This is a genomic window from Candidatus Bathyanammoxibius amoris, assembly GCA_024451685.1.
Taxonomy (GTDB): domain Bacteria; phylum Planctomycetota; class Brocadiia; order Brocadiales; family Bathyanammoxibiaceae; genus Bathyanammoxibius; species Bathyanammoxibius amoris.
Genome location: JAMXCW010000017.1, coordinates 23,742 through 43,516, shown reverse-complemented (window position 1 = coordinate 43,516; position 19,775 = coordinate 23,742). Strand labels below are relative to the sequence as shown.

The following is a 19,775-nucleotide window of genomic DNA, read 5'->3' as shown; positions in this document are numbered from 1 at the left end:
ATGTTAAGCGTCATAAAATAATATACGTTTCCTCAATGCCCACGTGGCTCAACGGCAGAGCACGGCATTCGTAATGCCGGGGTTGGGGGTTCAAATCCCCCCGTGGGCTCTTTTTCCCAAACTTAACCCGCAACAAAAATAGATTTCCTTTATAAAAAATGCCCCCCGTCAAGAAACATCTAGAATTAAGTAAAGAAAGAACTGGAAAAACGTTTAAGGAACTTCATGAATGGATGGACCCCGGGCCCACCAATGAACGGTTGGCCAGAGAGCGCCACGATATCATTAACATCCCTCAACATATTCCGTACATACGCCAAACCTGGGGTGACGAGGGGGTCAAAGAATTCCTGCAACACATAAAAGATGACTATAAGACCGGTTTTGTATCCCGCGTCCTGTTCAGGCTGACCGACTTATTTAAAACAAAACCGACCTAATTCCCACAAGTACTCAAACTCAAACCCCTTTTCATGTCTTGTGTAGCGTTGGAGCTTGCTCGACATTAATTCGCCTGAGGTGGAAAGCTCTGCCGCTATAATTAGTTTATCTATCAAGTTCAGATATTCTTGCCTCTTTTTTCTCCGCCGCCACCCTGCTACCATCCAAGTTTAAGCCCCGGTTTGCCATAAACAGGCAGTGTTATTTTGAAATTTTGTCCCGTTTTTATCTGCATATTTTATTCGTCTGCGGCTTGTATTTTTGGCTGTATATTGTATAATAGTTTCTTGGGTTTTTTATCACACTTCCTTTACCGGGCAAGCCTTCCTAAGTGCCTATGGACTCTTTGGTTATGTGGATGGTAGAGGCCATTATTCAACCCGCCAGACTTGAGGCAGTAAAAGACGCCCTCTGTGGGGTCGGAGTGGTAAGACTAACCGTTAGCGACGTGGAAGGTCTGGGCGGCAAGACAAAGCGCACAGAGACATTTCGGGGGCAGGAATACACTATCGATACGGTGAGAAAAGTCAAGCTGGAGATAGCCGTAAACGAGTCCTTTCTCGAGCCGACGGTAGAGGCAATCGTCCGCGCGGGCAGACTGGGAGAAGATGATGGCGACGGCAAGGTCTTTGTCCTGCCGCTGCACGACGCGATACGGATAAGGACGGGCGAAAGGGGCCCGGAGGCAATCTAAAAAATGACGCCGAAAGAAGCAGTAGAATTTTGCAAGAAGAAGGGCGCCCGTGTGGTAGACCTCCGGTTTGTCGACATCTTCGGGAAGTGGCACCACTTTTCCATCCCGGTCGCGGAACTTTCGGAAGCGGTCTTTGAAGACGGCTTCGGTTTCGACGGTTCGAGTCTCCGCGCCTGGCAGCCCATCCATATGAGCGATCTCCTGGCCATGCCCGACCCGGGTTCCGCGGTAATGGACCCCTTTCTGGCGACTCCCACGTTAGCGTTTACCTGCGACATCGTGGAACCTATCACCAGAGAGAATTACTCAAAAGACCCCCGCAACATCGCGCGTAAGGCGGAGACGTATCTGAAGTCCACCGGCATAGCCGACACGGCCTACTTCGGCCCGGAGCCGGAATTTTTTATCTTTGACAGCATACGCTACAGCCACCAGCCGAACCACTCGTTTTATTTTATCGAATCTTCCGAAGGACCGTGGACCACGGGAGAAAACGAGGAACCGAACCTCGGCTACAAGATCGGCCTAATGGAGGGGTATCAGCCCCTGCCCCCTTCAGACTCCCTGCAGGACATTCGTTCAGAGATGATGCTGACGATGGAAAAGTGCGGCATAGCGGTGGAACGCCAACACCATGAGGTGGCGACGGGCGGCCAGGCCGAGATTAACTTTAAGTTCAGCACGCTGGTAAGGGCGGCCGATATGGTACAGCAGTTCAAATACATCGTAAAAAATACCGCCAGAAAGCACGGCAAGACGGTGACCTTTATGCCAAAACCCATCCTGGGCGATAACGGTTCGGGCATGCACACCCACGTCTCCCTCTGGAAGGGCGGAGAACCCCTTTTCGCGGGCGACGGTTACGCCGGCCTCAGTGACCTGGCCATGTACGCCATCGGCGGGATACTGCATCACGCCAGCGCCCTTCTGGCGTTCACCAACCCGACCACGAACTCCTACAAGAGACTGGCCCCGGGGCATGAAGCGCCCATAAACCTGGCCTACTCTTCCAGAAACAGGAGCGCGGCAATCAGGATACCGATGTACAGCCACAACCCCAAGGCGACGAGGATAGAGTTCAGGACACCCGACCCCTCTTGCAACGCATACCTCGCCTTTGCCGCCATAACAATGGCCGTAATCGACGGCATACAAAACAAACTGGACCCGGGCAAGCCCCTGGACAAGGATATATACGACCTGCCGCCGGAGGAACTGGCAAAGGTGCCCGCTACACCGGAGTCGCTGGCAAGGTCCATTGACGCCCTGGAAGAAAATCATGAATTTCTGCTTAAAGGAGACGTTTTCACCCAGGATGTTATAGAGACATGGGTCTCTTACAAAAGGACACACGAGCTTGAGCCCATCAAGCTCCGTCCTCACCCGTATGAGTTTTCTTTATATTACGACGTCTAAACTCTACAGCACATTTTGCACAGTGACCTTTAAAGAAACAACCGTCTTAAGTCCCAAAGCGCCCTCTTTCAACCAGCAGGGGAAGCGGCCCGGAAGGAAACAGTTCCTGAAAGGACTCAAGGACTTTGTCCGGCAGGAAAAGGCCGTTACCGATGAACTCCACCGTGAAGGCGCGCCGGGAAGGGTTATATCCAGGAGACATGCCGAACTGATAGACACCGTCATCGTCTCCGCACACCGGTACGCACAAGAGACCTCCGGCGAGAAGGAGGTGCCGGTGGTCTGGATAGCCACCGGCGGTTACGGCAGGCAGGAGTTACACCCCTTTTCCGACGTAGACCTTATGCTCTTCCACTCAGGCCAGACGCCCACTGCCCACGTGGAACACCTGATGAGTACGGTGTTACAGCTTTTATGGGACTCCGGCGTGGGGGCGCACCACACGTGCAGAAATCCGGAAGACTGCCTGCGGGTGATGGAAAAAGACCATATTGCCGCCACCTCCCTCTTAGAGAGCAGATATGTCACCGGAGATAAGTCCCTGTTTGAACACTTTGAAAACGATGTACTCCTGAAATTCTTCTCCGGCAACCTGTTCTCCTATATATCAAACAGGATCGAAGAGGCCCGCAACAGGCACCACTCGAGGGGCATGTCCCCTTACCTCCTTGAACCTAACGTCAAAGAAGACCCCGGCGGGCTCAGGGATGCGCAGGTGATTTTCTGGATGCTGCGGTTGTCCCGGCTGTTGCCCTCCCGGTTCAGCGGCCAGCTTCCATTGCTAAAGGAAGAGGAACAGCTCTCACTCCGGAAGGCCGTTGACCAGATACTTCGCATACGCACACAGCTCCACATCATATCAAAGAAGAGGCACGACGTGCTGGAACGCGCGCTCCAGGAAGAGGTGGCGCAGGCACTGGGATATGAGGAGACGGACGGAACGCCGGGCGCGACGGGGCTGATGAAGGATTACTTCACAGCGGCCGGAAAGATACACTTCCACCTGAATACTATCCTGGCCCACCTTGAAGGCCTCTGCCGGGCTCCTGCGGCCCCCAGAGGCCCGCTACGGAGGCCTATGGGGTCTGAAATGGTCCAGATAGGGAAGAAGCTCTATTTCAGCCGTGAAGACGCTCTCAGCGGCCCCTGGAAGGCAAAAAAGATGATGGCGTTCCTTCTTGCCGCCCAGAGACATCACCTGGAACCGAGCCAGCAGGCCCTGAAGCTCATGTACGAACACCTCTGGCTGGTAGACGACGGTTTCCGGAACGACCCGGAGGTGGCAAAATTGTTTATGGGCATCCTGGAGGGTACCGGTAACGTCTCAAAGATCCTGTCCCACATGCGGGATTGCGGGTTGCTGGGTAAATACATCCCCGAGTTTGACGACCTTGTGGGCTTTGTCCATTTCGATTGTTTTCACGGGTACACGGTCGATGAACATTCCCTGCGGGCAATCGGTGTAATAGACCGGCTGTGGCAGCAAGACCGTCCGGAAAAGGTACAAAAAAGAAGACTCCTGGAAGAAACAAAAATGCAGGCCGTGCTGAGGCTTGCGCTCCTGTTTCACGATATCGGTAAACCGAGGGGGCCTTACCATGCACTTCTGGGAGCGGCAATCATCCCTGCTATCGCAAGGAGGCTCTGTCTCGAAGAAAGCGACGCAAAGCTGCTCGAGTTCCTGGTAGAGAACCACCTGGAGATGGCGTATCTCTTCGAACGCCGTGACCCCGGAGAAGAGGGCACCCTGGTGGCCTTTGCCCAAAAGGTCGGGGACCTTACAAACCTCAAGCTCCTGTACCTGCTCACATATGCCGACATCAAATCAAGCGGATACTGGTTTGCCTGGCATGACTCCCTTTTGTGGGAACTGTACCAGAAGACCGCCATAATCCTCTCTGAAGGAGCGGACAGAAGCGCGGTAAAAAGCCAGAAGGCGTTCAAGGAAGAGTTCCTGGAGCTTGCGCGCGCGAGGGGTATGGAAAAAGAGGCCCTGAAGCACTACGACATGGTCCCACCGAGATATATCCTGGAGGTAACGCCGAAAGAGGCGGTCATCCACCTGGAGCTGATACAGAAACTCAAAAAAGACAAGGTCCCCGTCACACTGAACTTCTCCCGGGCAGACAATTTCATCGAGGTGTGGCTTTCTACTGAGGACCGGCCTGCCAGGTTCTCCCAGATATCAGGGGTCTTTGCGGCCAGAGGGTTTAACATTATAAGTGCTCGGGCCTACACCCGCAGGGACGGCATCATCCTGGACCGTTTCCGCGTCGTGCCCGTCGAGGACCTGCTCGTTACCGACAAGCTCCGCCGCGAGGTCTGCGAGGATTTTTTAGCGGTCTTTGCCGGCAAAAAATCTATTGCCGAGATGTTGCGCTCGCGTACGAGGCGCGTCATCCCCGGGAAACGTACCTCCGGCGAGAAACCGCCCCCCAGGGTGTATATAGACAACAAATCAAGCCCGCAGTATACCATCATAGATACGGTAAGTCCCGACAGGGAGGGACTACTTTACACCATCAGCCTGTGCCTCGCGGACTGTGGCCTGGACATACACTTTGCCAAGATTACAACCAAACAGGATCAGGCCATTGACGTCTTTTACGTTACAGAGAAGGACCGCCGGACCAAGGTTCTCGAAGAGGAAAGACTGGCACAGATAAAAGGCGCCCTCGTTAAGGCCTGTACGGAAGCAAAGCCGCGATGAAGACGAACTGCACGAACAGGGTCTATTTAGATAACGCCGCCACTACCCGTGTTGACCCGTTGGTACTGGAGGAGATGTATCGTTGCGAAAAACAGTACGGGGGAGTTGCCACCCAGATGCACTCCGCCGGCAGAGAGGCCAGGAGGGTGTTAAGCACATCCCGCGCGCGCATCGCACGATGCCTCGGTGTCAGGGAAGAGGAGATCGTTTTCACCAGTGGTGCCACGGAGGCCAATAACATCGCCCTGCTTGGCGCCGCGCGGTCGTATAACCGGCAAGGCAATCACATCATAACCTCCCGCATAGAACATCCGTCCGTCCTTGGCACATGTGAGGCCCTCGAAGAGCAAGGGTTTACGGTTACCCGCCTCCCCGTCAGCGAGGAAGGTTTGATAGATCCTGAAGACGTCGCCCGGGCTATAAATGACAAAACAATTCTTATATCGCTTATTCTCGCTGAGGGAGAAACGGGCGCCATACTGCCTGTCCGGGATATTGCCGACATAGTGCGGTCACGCGGAATCGCGTTCCATACCGACGCCGCACAGGCCGCCGGAAAGATACCTGTACACCCGGCAGACATGGGAGTGGATTTGCTCAGCCTCTCGGCCCACAAGTTTCATGGGCCCAAAGGCCTCGGCGCACTATATGTCCGCTCCGGCACCCGTATGACCCCCACTACTTACAGTGGACCCGGACCGTCCGCTTTAAGGCCCGGCACGATGAACCTTGCAGCCTGCGCAGGCATGGCCAGGGCACTTGAGCTGGCGACGGATAACCTGCAGGACAATCTGTCTCACGTTACGTCCTTACGCGACCGCCTTCTTGAGGGAATTTTGTCTCTCGGGTGTAACGTGAGGCTAAACGGCCCCAAAAACGATACGCTCCGTCTTGCAGGGAACCTGTGCCTGGGGTTTGAGGGTATGGAGGCCGAGGCCCTTCTTCTTAACCTGGACATGGCGGGGGTCTGTGTGGGCGCGGGCAACCCCTGTGTCTCCGGGGCGCTGGAGGCCTCTCATGTGCTCCTTGCCATGGGCCTCTCTCGTTCAGACACCCTAAGTTCCATTAGATTTTCCCTGGCAAGGGATAATACCATAACCGATGTTAAACTTGCGGTTAAGACGCTCGGAGCGGTTGTTCATCAACTTCGTTCCGTAGCTGTCTGATATCAAAAAAGGCAATATCATGACCAAAGAGATGCGGGAAGTGTGGCCAAAGGTCCTTGAAGAGCTGAAGGGGCGGCTAACCCCTCAACAGTTTCAGACCTGGTTCGCCCACATTAAACCAGTCGCCCGCGAGGGGGACAACAGCATGATAGAGCTCCGGGTGCCCAGCCAGTATCACAAGGAGTGGCTTTCTCAGAGTTACAGGGGGCTCATTGAGGAGGTTCTGTCGTCTGTGTCAGGGGGTCTAGGGGACGTAAAATTTACCATAGAAAGCGACCTGTCGACTCCCCCCTCTGTAGAGTCCAGCAGTTACCTTAACAGGGAGTATCTGTTCGAAAATTTCGTGGTGGGCCCTTCCAACAGGCTCGCCCATGCCGCCGCAGCCGCGGTCGCCGAGTCTCCCGGTAAGGCCTACAACCCCCTTTTTCTGCAGGGAGGCGTCGGTCTGGGTAAAACCCACCTCCTCCACGCGATATGCCTCTCGCTCATTGAAAAAAACCCCAGCTCAAGAATATTGTATCTTCCCTGCGAAAGTTTCGTAAACCACTTTATCGCCACCGTAAAGACTGAGCGCTGGGAGAGTTTTCGCAATACATACCGTGGTCTGGATGTGCTGGTTATCGATGACGTTCACTTTATCTCCCGTTCTCCCCGCTCGAGAGAGGAGTTCTTCCACACGTTCAACGCCTTATATAACTCACAAAAGCAGATTATCCTCTCAAGCGACTGTTCACCTGAAGACATCTCGGAGATTGAGGAGCGCCTGGTTTCCAGATTTAAATGGGGTCTGCTGGCAAGGATAGAGCCGCCCGACTTTGAAACCCGCACCGCAATAATAGAGAAAAAGGCCTCTCTCTCGAACCTCTGCGTGCCGCCGGAGGCGGCAAGGATACTTGCCGAAGGAGTGACGGATAACGTGCGTGAGCTTGAAGGTGCTATTATCAGGTTTTCCCGTTGCGCGGCCATTGACCCTTCCGCCTCCCCGGAAGCGATAGCGCACCAGATAAGTAGTGAATTTTCAAAGAAAGGCCTGAGCCCCGTCAATATAGAAAAAATAATGGCCTCTGTCGCAACCTCCTTCGATATCTCTCTCCAGCAGCTTCAGTCCAGAAGTCGAAAGCGGTCTACCGCTCTGGCCAGACAGGTTGCCATGTTTCTGGCCCGGAGACATACCCAGCTGTCGCTTCAAGAAATAGGAGGATATATTGGGGGTCGCGACCACAGTACCGTGATTCATGCCGAGGAAAAGGTTAAAACCATGAAATCCGTGGATAAAGACTTTTCACAACTTTTAGATGGGATAGAGAAAGATCTCCATACGGGAGCCTCATGACCTATTCACACTCTGTTGATAACCTGTGGATAACCCTGCCCTTTTTAGTCGGTCGCGTGAAGACCTCTTGCTGCTTCTGGAGAGATTCTAGGGGCTGTGGCGGTTTTTCGTATATAGATATGGCTGTTTATTTACATTTTGTCAACAATCTTGATGTACCACAAGTCATGTGACAGTAGCGTGTTGTGGAAAAACACAGTGGTTTATCCACAAACCTACAGTCCTTAAGAATAAGTAATATAGAAATTATAATATAAATAACCTTAACAAAAGAGACCAGTAAAATGAAAATCCTCTGCTCCAGCAATAAACTACACGAAGGACTAAAGGTAATAAGTAATGTAATAAGCAGTTCAACCACAAAACCGATTATTCAAGCGGTAAAATTGGAGACAATTAATGATAAACTGGAGCTTTCGGGCACAGACTTGGAGGTAGGGATAAGGTATCTCATAGAGCCTGAAAAGATCTTGGAGCCAGGTAAGGTTGTCCTCCCAGGCAGCAGACTGATAGGGCTTTTCCAAGAGTGGACGGAAGGGGAAGTTTCTCTGGAGGTAAAGGAGAGAACATGTCGTCTGTCGGGAAAGGGGTGTAATTTCAAGCTTTTGGGGTACGACCCAGAGGAGTTTCCGTCAATTCCCACCTTTACTGAGGGGAATTACTTTGAGATAGAGCCAGAAAAGATACAAGACATGGTCCGGAAAACGGTGTTTGCCTGTGCCAGTGAGCGTCTGAGACATACAATGACCGGGGTGTTGCTTGGGATAAAGGGAGACGTAGCAAGTATGGTTGCTACGGACGGGAGAAGAATGGCGTATGTTAAAGAAAAGGTTGCTAACAAGGGTGGGGTTTCATGCAACAGTATCGTGCCGGCGAAAGGGATACAGCAGCTTCCAAGGATAGCCGCGCAAACTACAACCCCGGTAAAAATCAAGCTGGAAGAGACACATATGGTAGCAAAAACTGAAAATGCAATAGTGTACAGCCAGTTAATCGAGGGACAGTATCCCAATTATGAGGAGGCCATACCAAAGGAAGACGCTGAGAGGCTGGAAGTGGATGCAGAAGAACTTGCCGGGGCAGTACGCCGGGCAGCGTTCCTTACCACGGAAGAGAGGTGTGTCGTAAAGATGAAGTTGCAGAAGAACAGCCTCTCTATCTCAGCCCAGACGCCGGACATTGGTGAAGGAGTGGTCGGAATCAGCGTGAATTATAGCGGCAAGGAGATGGAGATAGGCCTTAACCCTGATTTCCTGCTGGACGGCCTAAAGGCAATAGGCAAGGGGATGGTAAAAATCGGCCTCAAAGATGCGAACACGGCGGCGACACTAAGGATGGGCAGGGATTACCTCTACGTCCTGATGCCGATAAGGTTGTCGGAGGCTTAGGTGGGAAAAGCAAAAGAGAAAGTGATGTCCGAGGTCTTAATGAGTGTGGTAAAAAAGCTTAAACCGCTGGGGGACGGCAAGCGACAAGAACTCCTAGCCGCCTGGAGTAAAACAATTGGAGAGGAGATGGCTTGCCACACAAGGATAAAGGGTCTGCGAAGGGGGAGTCTATACGTAGAAGTTGACTCGTCGGCGTTGCTCCAAGAGCTTACGGGCATGAACCAAGAGGAGCTGAGGGTGGAAATGCAGGAGAAGCTTAACAAGGTACGTTTGGCGGACATAAAGCTTCGGCTGGCAAAGGATTAGCAGGAGGGAGCAGGAGAGAATGGTGCAGGTAGAGAGAGCAACGCACATTGAGAAGTACGACGCTACGGCAATAAAGGTACTGGGTGGGATAGAAGCCGTCCGCAAGAGACCGGCGATGTACATAGGCGACGTGAGCACAAGAGGGCTCCACCACCTTGTTGAAGAAGTAGTGATGAACAGCGTGGATGAAGCGGTCGGCGGTTTCTGCGAGGCCATAAACGTTAAGATCAGCGCCGACGGTAGCATCTCTATTGTAGACGACGGCAGGGGCATCCCCGTGGACCAGCATGTGGAGATGAAAAAGCCTGCGGTAGAGGTCGTTATGACCACACTCCACGCGGGGGGGAAGTTCGGGCACGGCTCTTACAAGGTCTCCGGCGGTCTTCACGGGGTAGGTGTTTCAGTAGTCAATGCGCTTACCGAGTGGTTAGAGGTTGAAGTGCGACGGGACGGGCAGGTCTACTTTCAACGATATGAAAGGGGAAACCCCGTCACTCCGCTTGAGAACAGAGGCACGACCAAGAGGCAGGGGACAAAAATCGTATTTAAACCGGATCCGGAGATATTCGAGGACATGGACTTCAAGTACGACATCATCGTAAAAAGGCTGAAGGAACTGTCTTTTTTGAACGGGGGCCTCGAAATAAACGTGTCGGACGAGCGGACCGATAAAAGCGAGTCCTTCAAATACCAGGGCGGCATAAAGGCGTTTATTGAGGAGCTGAATTCAGGCAAAGAGCCAATACATGAAGACATAGTCCATATAGAGAAGAGGGAAGGAGACGTGATCGTTGAGGTCGCGTTTCAGTACAACGACAGCTACTCGGAGAACATCTTTTCCTTCGTTAATAATATATGTACGCTGGAGGGAGGAACACACCTAAGCGGTTTCAAGGGTGCGCTGACCAGGACGCTCAACAACGCCGCAAAAAGCCTCGGCCTGCTCAAAGAGGGGAGGCCCCCGGCGGGAGAAGATTACCTGGAGGGTCTCACGGCCATTGTAAGTCTGATGGTCCCCGACCCCTTGTTTGAGGGACAGACAAAGACCAAGCTGGGCAACAGAGAGATACAGGGTATCGTCGAGACGATACTGAATGACCGCCTGGGCACTTACTGCGAGGAAAACCCCGGCTGCGCCAAGGCCATCATAAACAAGGCCATTGACTCGGCCCGTGCCAGGGAGGCGGCGAAGAAGGCCAGAGACCTCTCCAGGCGAAAAGGCGCCTTAAGCGGCGCAAACCTGCCCAGTAAACTTGCGGATTGTTCCACCAAAGAGATAGACAGTAGCGAGCTCTTCCTGGTCGAGGGGATATCGGCCGGAGGGACGGCCAAACAGGGCAGGGACAGGATATTTCAGGCCATACTGCCGCTTAAAGGTGTCATCCTGAACGTGGAGAAGGCCAGGGTAGATAAGATGCTCTCCAACGAGGAAATTTGCACCCTCATCAGCGCCCTGGGTACGGGTATCGGTACGGACGACTTTAAAGCAGAAAACCTGCGCTATGGAAAGATAATCATAATGACAGACGCGGACGTAGACGGGGCGCACATCCGCACCTTACTTCTCACGTTCTTTTTCAGGCAGATGAAAGACCTTATTGAGAGGGGAAACATCTACATCGCTCAGCCTCCCCTGTACAAGATAACGCGAAAGAAGAAGCGGGAGTACCTCTACAATGATAAAGAACTGGGTGATGCCCTGCTGGAGCTTGGTGCCGACGGCACAAAGATGCTCAAAGATGGCGGCGAAGAGATAGGCAGCCAGGAACTCAGGGAGGTCATCCGCCTGCTTGTAAAGATGGAAGAACAGGCCCGTCTCATGGAGAAGAAGGGTTTCACCCTGGACGGGTTTCTCAAGCATAGAAACCCGAAAGACTCTTCCCTGCCGCTGTACATGGTCAGCTTGAGCGGAGAGGAGAAGTATTTCTACCACGACGAAGAATACAACAACTTCATTAAAGAGCTCCAGAGACGGGAGAAGGACATCGAGATAATAGAGAAGGAAGATTTACCCGAAGGGGAGGTGGAGAACGGGATCCCGGAGGCTACCGTCTTTCACGAGAGCAAGGAACTGGAAAAACTTATTGCAGACCTGGAGAGCAAGGGGTTCGCGCCGGAAGATTATTTGGGTGGCGCGGAAGAGAAGGAGCCCAAGTTCAAACTTATATCCGACGGCGTGGAAGTGCCCGCCTGCACGCTAAGCGAGATTTTACGCAGGCTGCGGGAGCTCGGCAGGAAAGGGCTTGACGTGCAACGGTACAAGGGCTTGGGCGAAATGAACGCCGAAGAGCTGGCGGAGACGACAATGAGCCCCACGACGAGGACACTGCTGAAGGTTACGATCGAGGACGGCTACAAGGCAGACCAGATATTTACCATACTGGTAGGTAAGGACGTACAGAGGAGACGGGAATACATTGAGCATCACGCCCTGGAGGTGAAACAACTGGACGTATGATAGAGGCGCGAGAGAACATAAGAGAGTTGTTTATTGAGGAGGAGATGAAGGTCTCCTACCTGACGTACGCGATGAGCGTCATCGTGAGCCGGGCATTGCCTGACGCAAGGGACGGGCTGAAACCCTCGCAGAGGAGGATACTGGTGGCCATGAACGACCTCGGTCTCGGCCCGAGGTCGAAGTTCAGAAAGTGCGCCAAGATAGCGGGAGACACGACCGGCAACTACCACCCGCACGGGGAGCAGGTTGTTTATCCGACACTTGTGCGAATGGCCCAGGACTTCAACCTCAGGTATCCTCTTATCAAGGGGCAGGGCAATTTCGGTACCATCGACGGCGACCCGCCGGCCGCCATGAGGTATACAGAGGCGCGACTCACGGCGGCAAGCATGGAGATACTCGAGGACCTGGAAAGGGGTACAGTAGACTACGTCCCGAACTACGACGGGACCAGACTGGAACCCACCGTGCTCCCCTCCAGGTTCCCCAACCTTTTGTGCAACGGCTGCACCGGCATCGCCGTCGGCATGGCGACCAGCATCCCCCCTCACAACGTGGGGGAGGTATGTAACGGCATACTGAAGGTGCTCGACGACCCCGATGTAAGTATCGATGAGCTTCTAACCATTATCAGGGGGCCCGATTTTCCAACCGGAGGTATTATCTGCGGTACGGGAGGGCTTGAACGGGGCTACAAGACCGGCAGGGGGACTATCACCGTCAGGGCGAGGCTCCACATGGAGGAGATCAAAGGGGGGAAAAAGCAGATTGTTGTCACAGAGATCCCGTATCAGCTCAACAGGGAGAAGATCATAGAGAAGATAGCCAATCTTGTAAAGGAAGACAAGATTACGGGTATCTCCGACATCCGCAACGAAAGCGACAGGGAAGGCAGCCGCCTGGTTATCGAAGTGAAACGTGGCGAGGAAGAAGACGTCGTCATTAACCAGCTTTACAAGCTCACCCAACTGCAAGACAGCTTCAGCATAATAATGATCGCGCTGGTGGACGGCAAGCCGCAGACCCTCAGCCTGAAGGACTTTCTCCTGAACTACAGAGACTACCGTATGGAGGTAATCCGGCGAAGGATCGCCTTCCTACTGAGGAAGGCCGAGGAAAGGGCCCACGTCGTCGAAGGCCTGAGGATAGGGCTTAAGAATATCGATGAAGTAATCGCCGTCATTAAGTCCGCGGCGACCACGGCCGATGCAAAGGCCGCACTTATGGAAAAATTTAAGCTCTCAGAGATACAGGCCGGCGCCATACTGGACATGCGGCTGCAGAGGCTGACCTCCCTGGAACACGCCAAACTGGAGGAAGAATACGGCCAGTTACGCAAGGACATAGGCCACTACAAAGACATCCTGGCAAAAGAGGAACTTGTTCTGAACATAATACGTGAGGAGATTCAGGAAATTAAGGAAAAGTTCGGCGACGCGCGGCGCACCGATATAGGGGGAGAGGTGGAGGAGTTCAGAAAGGAACAACTCATTGCCGAAGCGGACATGGCCGTGCTCCTGACACATCAGGGTTATGTCAAGAGGATGCCGCTTACGACGTACAGGCGGCAGGGCAGGGGCGGAAAGGGTGTTATCGGCGGTGACTTGGAGGAGGGGGACTTCGTGGAGCATTTGTTCATTGCGTCCACGCACGATTATCTCCTGTTCTTTACGGACCTCGGCCGGGTCTACTGGCAGAAGGTCTACGATATCCCTCAGATGGGCCGTCTTGCCCGGGGCAGGTCCATCGGTAGCCTGCTGGGGATCAGGGGAGGGGAAAGTATAACCTCCATGTTCCCCGTCAGGGAGTTCGACGGCCGCCGCCTGGTTATGGTAACAGAGAAGGGGACCATAAAGAAGACGCCGCTGACCGAGTTCAGCAGGCCGAAGCGGGGCGGCATCATTGCGCTCAGGCTGAACCCGGGCGACAGGCTTGTCGGCGTGCGCCTGACCGGTGGTGACGATGAGCTGATTATCGGGACGGAGCAGGGCAAGGCGATAAGATTCCTCGAAAAGGGAGTCAGGGCCATGGGCAGGGCCGCGGCAGGCGTAAGGGGGATTCGCCTTATCGGAGATGACAGGGTAAAGGGGCTGGTAGTCGTTGAAGAAGGGGCGACCCTGTTGACGGTATGTGAGAGGGGTTTCGGCAAGCGCACGGCCTTCAGCGAGTACACGGCCCGCGGCAGAGGGGGCCAGGGTGTGCTAAATATAAGGACGAACGAGCGTAACGGAAAAGTTGTGGCCCTTGCCAGGGTGCGAGACGGGGACGAGCTTATGCTCCTGACGGCCGGCGGCAAGGTAGTACGCATCAGTGCCGGGGCTATTTCCACGATTGGCCGGAGCACACAGGGCGTGAGGATTGTGTCTCTGGGTAAGAACGACCGCCTGGTCTCACTGGCTCGCATTACGGAAGAAAGGCTGCCGGGGTCGCCCGGGGAGCAGGAGCCCGTAGAGGTACCGTTAGAAGAGACCGCCTCCGATGAACCTGCGGACACGGCCGGGCAGGAACCATAACCCCCGAAACGTCCAGTACTTCCCTTTCCCGCCAAAAGGCCCGCGCCTTAACATTAGTTTGTTGGGGCAACCACAGGGGACTGCCCCCGCAAATAGCATGAAACACTAATGGCATACAAACCAACACAAGGTTTCTCCAACAATTACGCCACTCTGGTACGGGGCAAGGCAGGCGTCAGTGAACCCCGGGACCGGGGTTACGGGGGTGCGACGAGGAGGATAAGCGAGGAGATGGTGCGCTGTCTGTGGTTTGGCGGGCATTTTGACACGTCAAGATTGTATACGGAGGATAATGCGCGGCTTGAGGTAATCTCACCGGGGAGATGGAACGTAGAAGGCGGCCCCGACCACCTGGATGCCGAGATATTGCTGGAAGGTGTGGGGAGGATAAAGGGAGACGTCGAGGTCCATATCAACGCCACCGACTGGAAACGCCACGGCCACCACAAACAAGAGGGATATAAAAACGTGTGCCTTCACGTGGTCATGTGGAACGACATCTCCCAGGGCTACGTGAGTGATGTAACAAACAAAAAATTGCCGCAGCTGGCGCTGTCCAAATACATAACTGTACCACCGGAGGACGTCCCTGGGCTTCTGGATGGACTCACGGAATATCCCGACACTGCAAAATACGTTGCGGGCCCTTGCTGCGACATCCTTGCAAAAGGAGGCATACACACGGAGACGCTTGAGCGTATACTGGACCATGCGGGCGACGAACGGATACTCTCCAAGTCGAGAAGGTTTGAGGAATACCTGGACGAAAAAACGTATGAACAGGTGCTTTATGAGGCCCTCATGAGGACGATGGGGTATAAGAGCAACGTGTTGCAATTTTCGCAGCTTGCGGCATTAGTGCCACTTGAAGACCTGAGGAGTTTTATACCGACAGGTACAGGCGGTACTCAGCGAGACCCGTCAGACAAGCACGTTTGGATACAGTCAATGCTCCTGGGTGCGGGAGGTGTTTTATATGGCTGGCAGGGGAAGGCCGGAGACGGTTATGACCGGGAGACAAGAGAATACCTCGAGAGAGTTTCCCACCTTTGGGATGAAGTTATCAGGTGTAAGTGGGACAAGGAGCCGATGCGGTATGGCGACTGGCGCTGGGGAGGTGTCAGGCCGTTAAACCAGCCCCATAGACGAATTGCCGCCATGAGCCACCTGTTGGCCGGGAGCCTTGAGGGAGGAATTTTTAAGGACCTGCTTACCATCCTTGAAGAGACAAGGAGTAAGAAGACGAACGCCGCCTCAACGGTTGCAAGAGAGATTGAAGCCTATTTTTCGGGTCTAGAAGACGAGTTCTGGTCATACTACCTGACACCTGGGGGCAAGAGGCTGAAGGCCCCGGCGAAACTGATAGGGGGGGAGCGAGCGGCAGTTATTTTTATAAACGCCGTCCTCCCGCTTCTTCTAACGTATGCCAGAAAAAATCAAGATTCAGGGTTTGAAGCGCTGTTGCACGAGGCATACAAGCGCCACCGGAAGTGTTCTACAGACAGCGTTGTCAAGTTTATGACGAACAGGGTACTGCCGGAGGGGTTGTCCAAAGTAGTGAACAATGCCCGCAGGCAGCAGGGGCTTCATCAGATATTCCATGACTTTTGCCACCGGAAGGACATAAGCTGCGACCGCTGCGGGTTTTTTATGGCGGTGGATGGAAGAGCAAGAGGAGGGACTGCTTAAGGAATATATTGAACAATGCGTTTCGGTAGGTGGCCGTATTACTTTGTGTGTGCTTGTCCTATCATAACTGGTCAATAATAATACTGCTCTCTTTAGTTACTGGGTTTTCTTCGATTCTTAAGACCCGATAAAACATCTCTTTAATGTCTTCGATATGAGTGATTAGAAATATCTGGCGAAACTGAGAAGAAAGCCTATTAATGGAATTTAGGATGCTCTGCTTTCGCTTCTCGTCCTGGCTGCCAAATATTTCGTCTAAAGCGATGAAGTTTATCTCTGCACCGCCGCTGCGTTCAGCAATGACCTGAGACATCGCGATCCTCAGACAGAGGTTAGCGAGGTCCTCTTCTCCCCCTGAAAATCTCTTCAACCGATAAGCCTGATTGCCGTCAAGAATAGATACCTCGTAGTTCTCGTCAAGTTCCATCGCAGGATATCTGCCCTCCGTGACTTCGTTAAAGAGATAGGAAGCCTTGGACTCAAGTAGTGGGCGAATTCTACCAGTCAATTCTAATCGAAAATCTTCTATAAGGCTTTCCAACCTTTGTAGATATTGTAGATCGATTTCAGACTTTTTTATTTCCTTCCTGTATTTTTCTTGACGCCTAATATCTTTATTGACACTTACAAGCTCCTGTTTGGAGAGTTCCATTTGATGTTTTTTCCCCTGAAGTTTCATTTGCTGCCCTTTGAGTCTTTCGGAGACTTCTTCGTACTTAGTTTTAACATAATTATACGTTTCTCCGTCGAAACCCAATTCCTTAAGCTCTTGATTATTGACTTTGAGGGCATTATCAGATTTAGTAATTTCTATTTTTAGTGATTTTGTTTTTTCTAGTAATTTGGGAATCCTCTGCACCTCGTTCCTTAACGCAATAACGTTCTCCATAATCTTCGATAACTTCTCAAAGCTCTTACTTAGTTGTTCATAAATTTTCTTGTCAAACTTAATTTCCTTTAGTTTTTTTAGCTTTTCTTCGTTTTTACTTAGATTTAACTCAACATTTTTCAGCTCATCTCGTTGCTCCTTTAGCGATTGGTCCAATTCTGATTTTTTCTTCAGCTTTTGGATTATTTTATTCTTTTTCCCCACGAGCGCATCTAATTCTCCCAGAATGTTTTTGTGTTTTTTGTCGATCCCATATTTTTGCTGATTTATTACTTCAAGTTCCTTGCGATAAGCTTTTTTCTCGCTTTCAATGTGCCGAATTATATCAGGGTGGGTCTTCCCCAATTCTCTGAAACAGGTGGGACATTTGCTACCTGGGCCAAGCTTGGAAATATCGTTTTTCTTTAAGGAAAGCTCCTCGATTTTTGATTTTAAAACTTCTGACTCTCCATGATTTTTTTTAGCTCTTTTTTCAATAATTCTTCTCTTTTGCTCTCTGGAGCGCATGTCTTTCTCTATTTTATTAAATTCCTTATCCACATTTTCAAAGGCCTTCAGCTTCTCCATTATTGCACTTAATTTTTTCTCCCTATCTTTTATGTCTTCTCTCTTTTCAGAAACATTTTCCTTTAGCTCCACTTTGGCCTGATATTTAAGGCGCAGCTCTTCTTGTTTTTTATTTTCGGCTTTTATTTTGGTGTACTCTTGCTCTTTAGGCTTAAGGTTCTTCAACTCTTTGTTCTTTTGTTCTAGTTCCTTTTTGTCATTGAAGCATTCTTCAAGTTGTTTCTTCAAAGATGATTGTTTTTCATGAAGCAGTGCTTTTTGCTTGCCAAGTTCATTGAAGGTTTTATATTTTTGATCTTGAATACTCTTTTCTTTCTTTATTTTTACCCTTTCCTCTAAAAGCAAGCTAACTGTCGCATTCAGTTCAGAGATACTCTTTTTTATTTCCACCTGTTCACTCAATATTTTCTTCCGCCTTGCTTTAAACTCTTCAACATCTTCAAGACTTATTTCGATACCTTTTATGTAATCCTCTTTCTGTCTTTTGTCGGATCTTATCTGGGTAATTGCAATGTCAATACGGTCAATGTTGAGCATCCGCCGTATGACTTTTTTCCTCTCTTCTGGGCGCAACAGAGAAAGAGCAGCGAGGTCTTTTTGCTTGGCATAGATTGTCCTTAAGAAGGTCACATAGTCCATCCCAAGAAGGTTCTTAAGGTATTCATTCACACCACTATCTCTCTGTGCTTCGGGCTCGCAGTTTCCATTTGCATAAATCAGAGCGTTGGAAAAAGCATTTCCCCCTTTGAGTTCCCTTATAACCTTATAACAGTGTCCAGTCATATCAAACTCAAGTTCAACACGGCAGTCTTCGTTCGCGGTAGCATTCTGACTTTTTACCTCATGTTTTTCTGTTCGCGCCATCACGTTACCGTAGAGTGCCCATCCTATAGCTTCTAAAATAGAAGACTTCCCAACGCCATTAGGACCAATAATGCCAATTACACCTTCAGGGAATTCGATCATTTCATTTCTGAATTTCCTGTAGTTTCTTAGTTTGAGGGTCCTTAAGAACATTTATGCTTCCTCTTGCTCTTGTACACTGGATAGATAAGACAGGCCCATTCTTAAAAGCTTTTCTTTGTTTAAATCTTTGAACTTTTGAAGGTGTAGAAAATTCTCAAACTCTGCAGGTAGTGTTCCTATAGCTGTTGGAATTACACCCATTCCTTTTTCGGCAGCCCAGTTTATTACCCATTTGGCATAGAGTGCGTCTGCGGTTATTTTTTTCAGCCGCTGAAAGTTTAGTTCAACGTATAGGTGTCGTTGAATATTATCAAACGTGATTTGAACGATTTTGTCTTTTGTTTTTCCTTTAGTTTGAATCTCAACCTCAGATTCTATGTCTTTAACATTCAAACCTTGGCAATCTATAGGATTAAATATTGCCATCTCTCGAACGGTTATAGGAATAAATTTAAATCTTCCATTGCTAAGATCAGCTTCGATAAATCCTTTTTTCTCGTCTGCTTCGCGGAAGCTGAAACGCTCTGTAGATCCAGAATAACAAGCATTTTTTGTAAGCGTGTGATACTTGTGATAATGCCCCAGGGCAATGTAGTCAAAGTTCTTCTTTTCTGCAAGAGTTGCAAAGGGGGTCATCAACTCATTGAATTCTCCCATTTTATATTGAACATCCGCGGTTACGCCAGTGTGAGAAACTATTACGTTGTATTTAGCTTTTAAGCTTGGCCTGATGCTCGCAAAAGCGGCATGAAGTTCTTCTTCAGTAGGTACGTGAGGAATGCAATGAAAGGCAATATCTTTTACAACTATTTCCTCGTATTTTGAGCTATATACCGGGTAAACGTTGTCGAAGATTCTAAACGCTTCGAAGATAGAGCTGGAACTCTTCACACGCGGTGCGGAGTGGTTACCAGATATTAGGATTAGAGGGATTCCAATCTGAGATAACTTAAAGAGCTCCCGTAAAGCAAAGTTGATGGCTCTATTAGAGGGTCTGGGAGTTTCAAAAAGGTCGCCAGAATGTATTATAATATCTGGAGGGTTTTTTTCAATATACTCAGTAACTTGAGAGAAAGCCCGATAGACATCGGCCTCTCTTTGATTAATTCCCATTTCAGGGTCTATTTTTGTGTAATCGGCAAAACCTAAATGTGTATCAGAAAAGTGAATTAGTTTCATATGCCGTAATCGTGAGTTATGTTACACGTATAAGACAAGTGCTAGTATACAAAATATTAC

At 50.9% G+C, this 19,775-nt stretch carries 12 protein-coding genes and 1 tRNA gene; 11 read left to right on the top strand and 2 right to left on the bottom strand.

Features of this window, described 5'->3' with window-relative positions; translation table 11 throughout:
- Positions 1–37: 37 nt before the first annotated feature.
- The 11 genes from NOU37_08850 to NOU37_08800 all read left to right on the top strand — a co-directional run bounded on the left by NOU37_08850 (position 38) and on the right by NOU37_08800 (position 16,114).
- Positions 38–109 (top strand) — tRNA-Thr (locus NOU37_08850).
- A gap of 684 nt (positions 110–793) precedes the next feature.
- Positions 794–1,135: a P-II family nitrogen regulator gene (locus NOU37_08845; GenBank protein MCQ4575339.1), complete on the top strand. Its 342-nt coding sequence runs from the start codon at positions 794–796 to the stop codon at positions 1,133–1,135.
- Between the two features lie 3 nt (positions 1,136–1,138).
- Positions 1,139–2,551 (top strand): type I glutamate--ammonia ligase, encoded by a 1,413-nt coding sequence (glnA, locus tag NOU37_08840; protein MCQ4575338.1) that lies wholly within the window; start codon positions 1,139–1,141, stop codon positions 2,549–2,551.
- A gap of 22 nt (positions 2,552–2,573) precedes the next feature.
- Positions 2,574–5,261 carry a [protein-PII] uridylyltransferase gene (gene glnD, locus NOU37_08835; GenBank protein MCQ4575337.1) on the top strand — a complete coding sequence of 896 codons (2,688 nt, stop codon included), beginning with the start codon at positions 2,574–2,576 and terminating at the stop codon, positions 5,259–5,261.
- The gene (locus tag NOU37_08830) at positions 5,258–6,427 is read left to right on the top strand and encodes a cysteine desulfurase (protein MCQ4575336.1); all 1,170 of its coding nucleotides are present in this window, start codon (positions 5,258–5,260) and stop codon (positions 6,425–6,427) included. The genes glnD and NOU37_08830 overlap by 4 nt, the downstream gene beginning before the upstream one ends.
- A gap of 19 nt (positions 6,428–6,446) precedes the next feature.
- On the top strand, positions 6,447–7,760 hold the full coding sequence (gene dnaA, locus NOU37_08825; protein MCQ4575335.1) for a chromosomal replication initiator protein DnaA: 1,314 nt from the start codon (positions 6,447–6,449) through the stop codon (positions 7,758–7,760).
- A gap of 284 nt (positions 7,761–8,044) precedes the next feature.
- The gene (dnaN, locus tag NOU37_08820; protein ID MCQ4575334.1) at positions 8,045–9,148 is read left to right on the top strand and encodes a DNA polymerase III subunit beta; all 1,104 of its coding nucleotides are present in this window, start codon (positions 8,045–8,047) and stop codon (positions 9,146–9,148) included.
- Positions 9,149–9,454, top strand: a complete 306-nt coding sequence (locus NOU37_08815) for a DUF721 domain-containing protein (protein MCQ4575333.1) — start codon at positions 9,149–9,151, stop codon at positions 9,452–9,454.
- 19 nt (positions 9,455–9,473) lie between these two features.
- Entirely contained in the window at positions 9,474–11,912 is a 2,439-nt protein-coding gene (gene gyrB / locus NOU37_08810) for a DNA topoisomerase (ATP-hydrolyzing) subunit B (GenBank protein ID MCQ4575332.1), read from the top strand.
- The gene (gene gyrA / locus NOU37_08805; GenBank protein ID MCQ4575331.1) at positions 11,909–14,425 is read left to right on the top strand and encodes a DNA gyrase subunit A; all 2,517 of its coding nucleotides are present in this window, start codon (positions 11,909–11,911) and stop codon (positions 14,423–14,425) included. The genes gyrB and gyrA overlap by 4 nt, the downstream gene beginning before the upstream one ends.
- A gap of 108 nt (positions 14,426–14,533) precedes the next feature.
- The gene (locus tag NOU37_08800) at positions 14,534–16,114 is read left to right on the top strand and encodes a DUF2851 family protein (protein MCQ4575330.1); all 1,581 of its coding nucleotides are present in this window, start codon (positions 14,534–14,536) and stop codon (positions 16,112–16,114) included.
- A gap of 61 nt (positions 16,115–16,175) precedes the next feature.
- Here the strand turns inward: NOU37_08800 and NOU37_08795 are convergent, their stop codons facing one another.
- Positions 16,176–18,587: an SMC family ATPase gene (locus tag NOU37_08795; protein ID MCQ4575329.1), complete on the bottom strand. Its 2,412-nt coding sequence runs from the start codon at positions 18,585–18,587 to the stop codon at positions 16,176–16,178.
- Positions 18,588–19,715: an exonuclease SbcCD subunit D gene (locus NOU37_08790; GenBank protein MCQ4575328.1), complete on the bottom strand. Its 1,128-nt coding sequence runs from the start codon at positions 19,713–19,715 to the stop codon at positions 18,588–18,590. It lies immediately after the preceding gene.
- Positions 19,716–19,775: the final 60 nt, after the last annotated feature.

Excerpts from the sequence above, each read along its gene's own strand:
- NOU37_08795 (MCQ4575329.1), bottom strand. The coding sequence starts at position 18,587 with ATGTTCTTAAGGACCCTCAAACTAAGAAACTACAGGAAATTCAGAAAT.
- dnaN (MCQ4575334.1), top strand. The coding sequence starts at position 8,045 with ATGAAAATCCTCTGCTCCAGCAATAAACTACACGAAGGACTAAAGGTA.
- NOU37_08845 (MCQ4575339.1), top strand. The coding sequence starts at position 794 with ATGTGGATGGTAGAGGCCATTATTCAACCCGCCAGACTTGAGGCAGTA.
- gyrB (MCQ4575332.1), top strand. The coding sequence starts at position 9,474 with ATGGTGCAGGTAGAGAGAGCAACGCACATTGAGAAGTACGACGCTACG.
- dnaA (MCQ4575335.1), top strand. The coding sequence starts at position 6,447 with ATGACCAAAGAGATGCGGGAAGTGTGGCCAAAGGTCCTTGAAGAGCTG.
- NOU37_08790 (MCQ4575328.1), bottom strand. The coding sequence starts at position 19,715 with ATGAAACTAATTCACTTTTCTGATACACATTTAGGTTTTGCCGATTAC.
- NOU37_08800 (MCQ4575330.1), top strand. The coding sequence starts at position 14,534 with ATGGCATACAAACCAACACAAGGTTTCTCCAACAATTACGCCACTCTG.
- glnA (MCQ4575338.1), top strand. The coding sequence starts at position 1,139 with ATGACGCCGAAAGAAGCAGTAGAATTTTGCAAGAAGAAGGGCGCCCGT.
- NOU37_08830 (MCQ4575336.1), top strand. The coding sequence starts at position 5,258 with ATGAAGACGAACTGCACGAACAGGGTCTATTTAGATAACGCCGCCACT.
- gyrA (MCQ4575331.1), top strand. The coding sequence starts at position 11,909 with ATGATAGAGGCGCGAGAGAACATAAGAGAGTTGTTTATTGAGGAGGAG.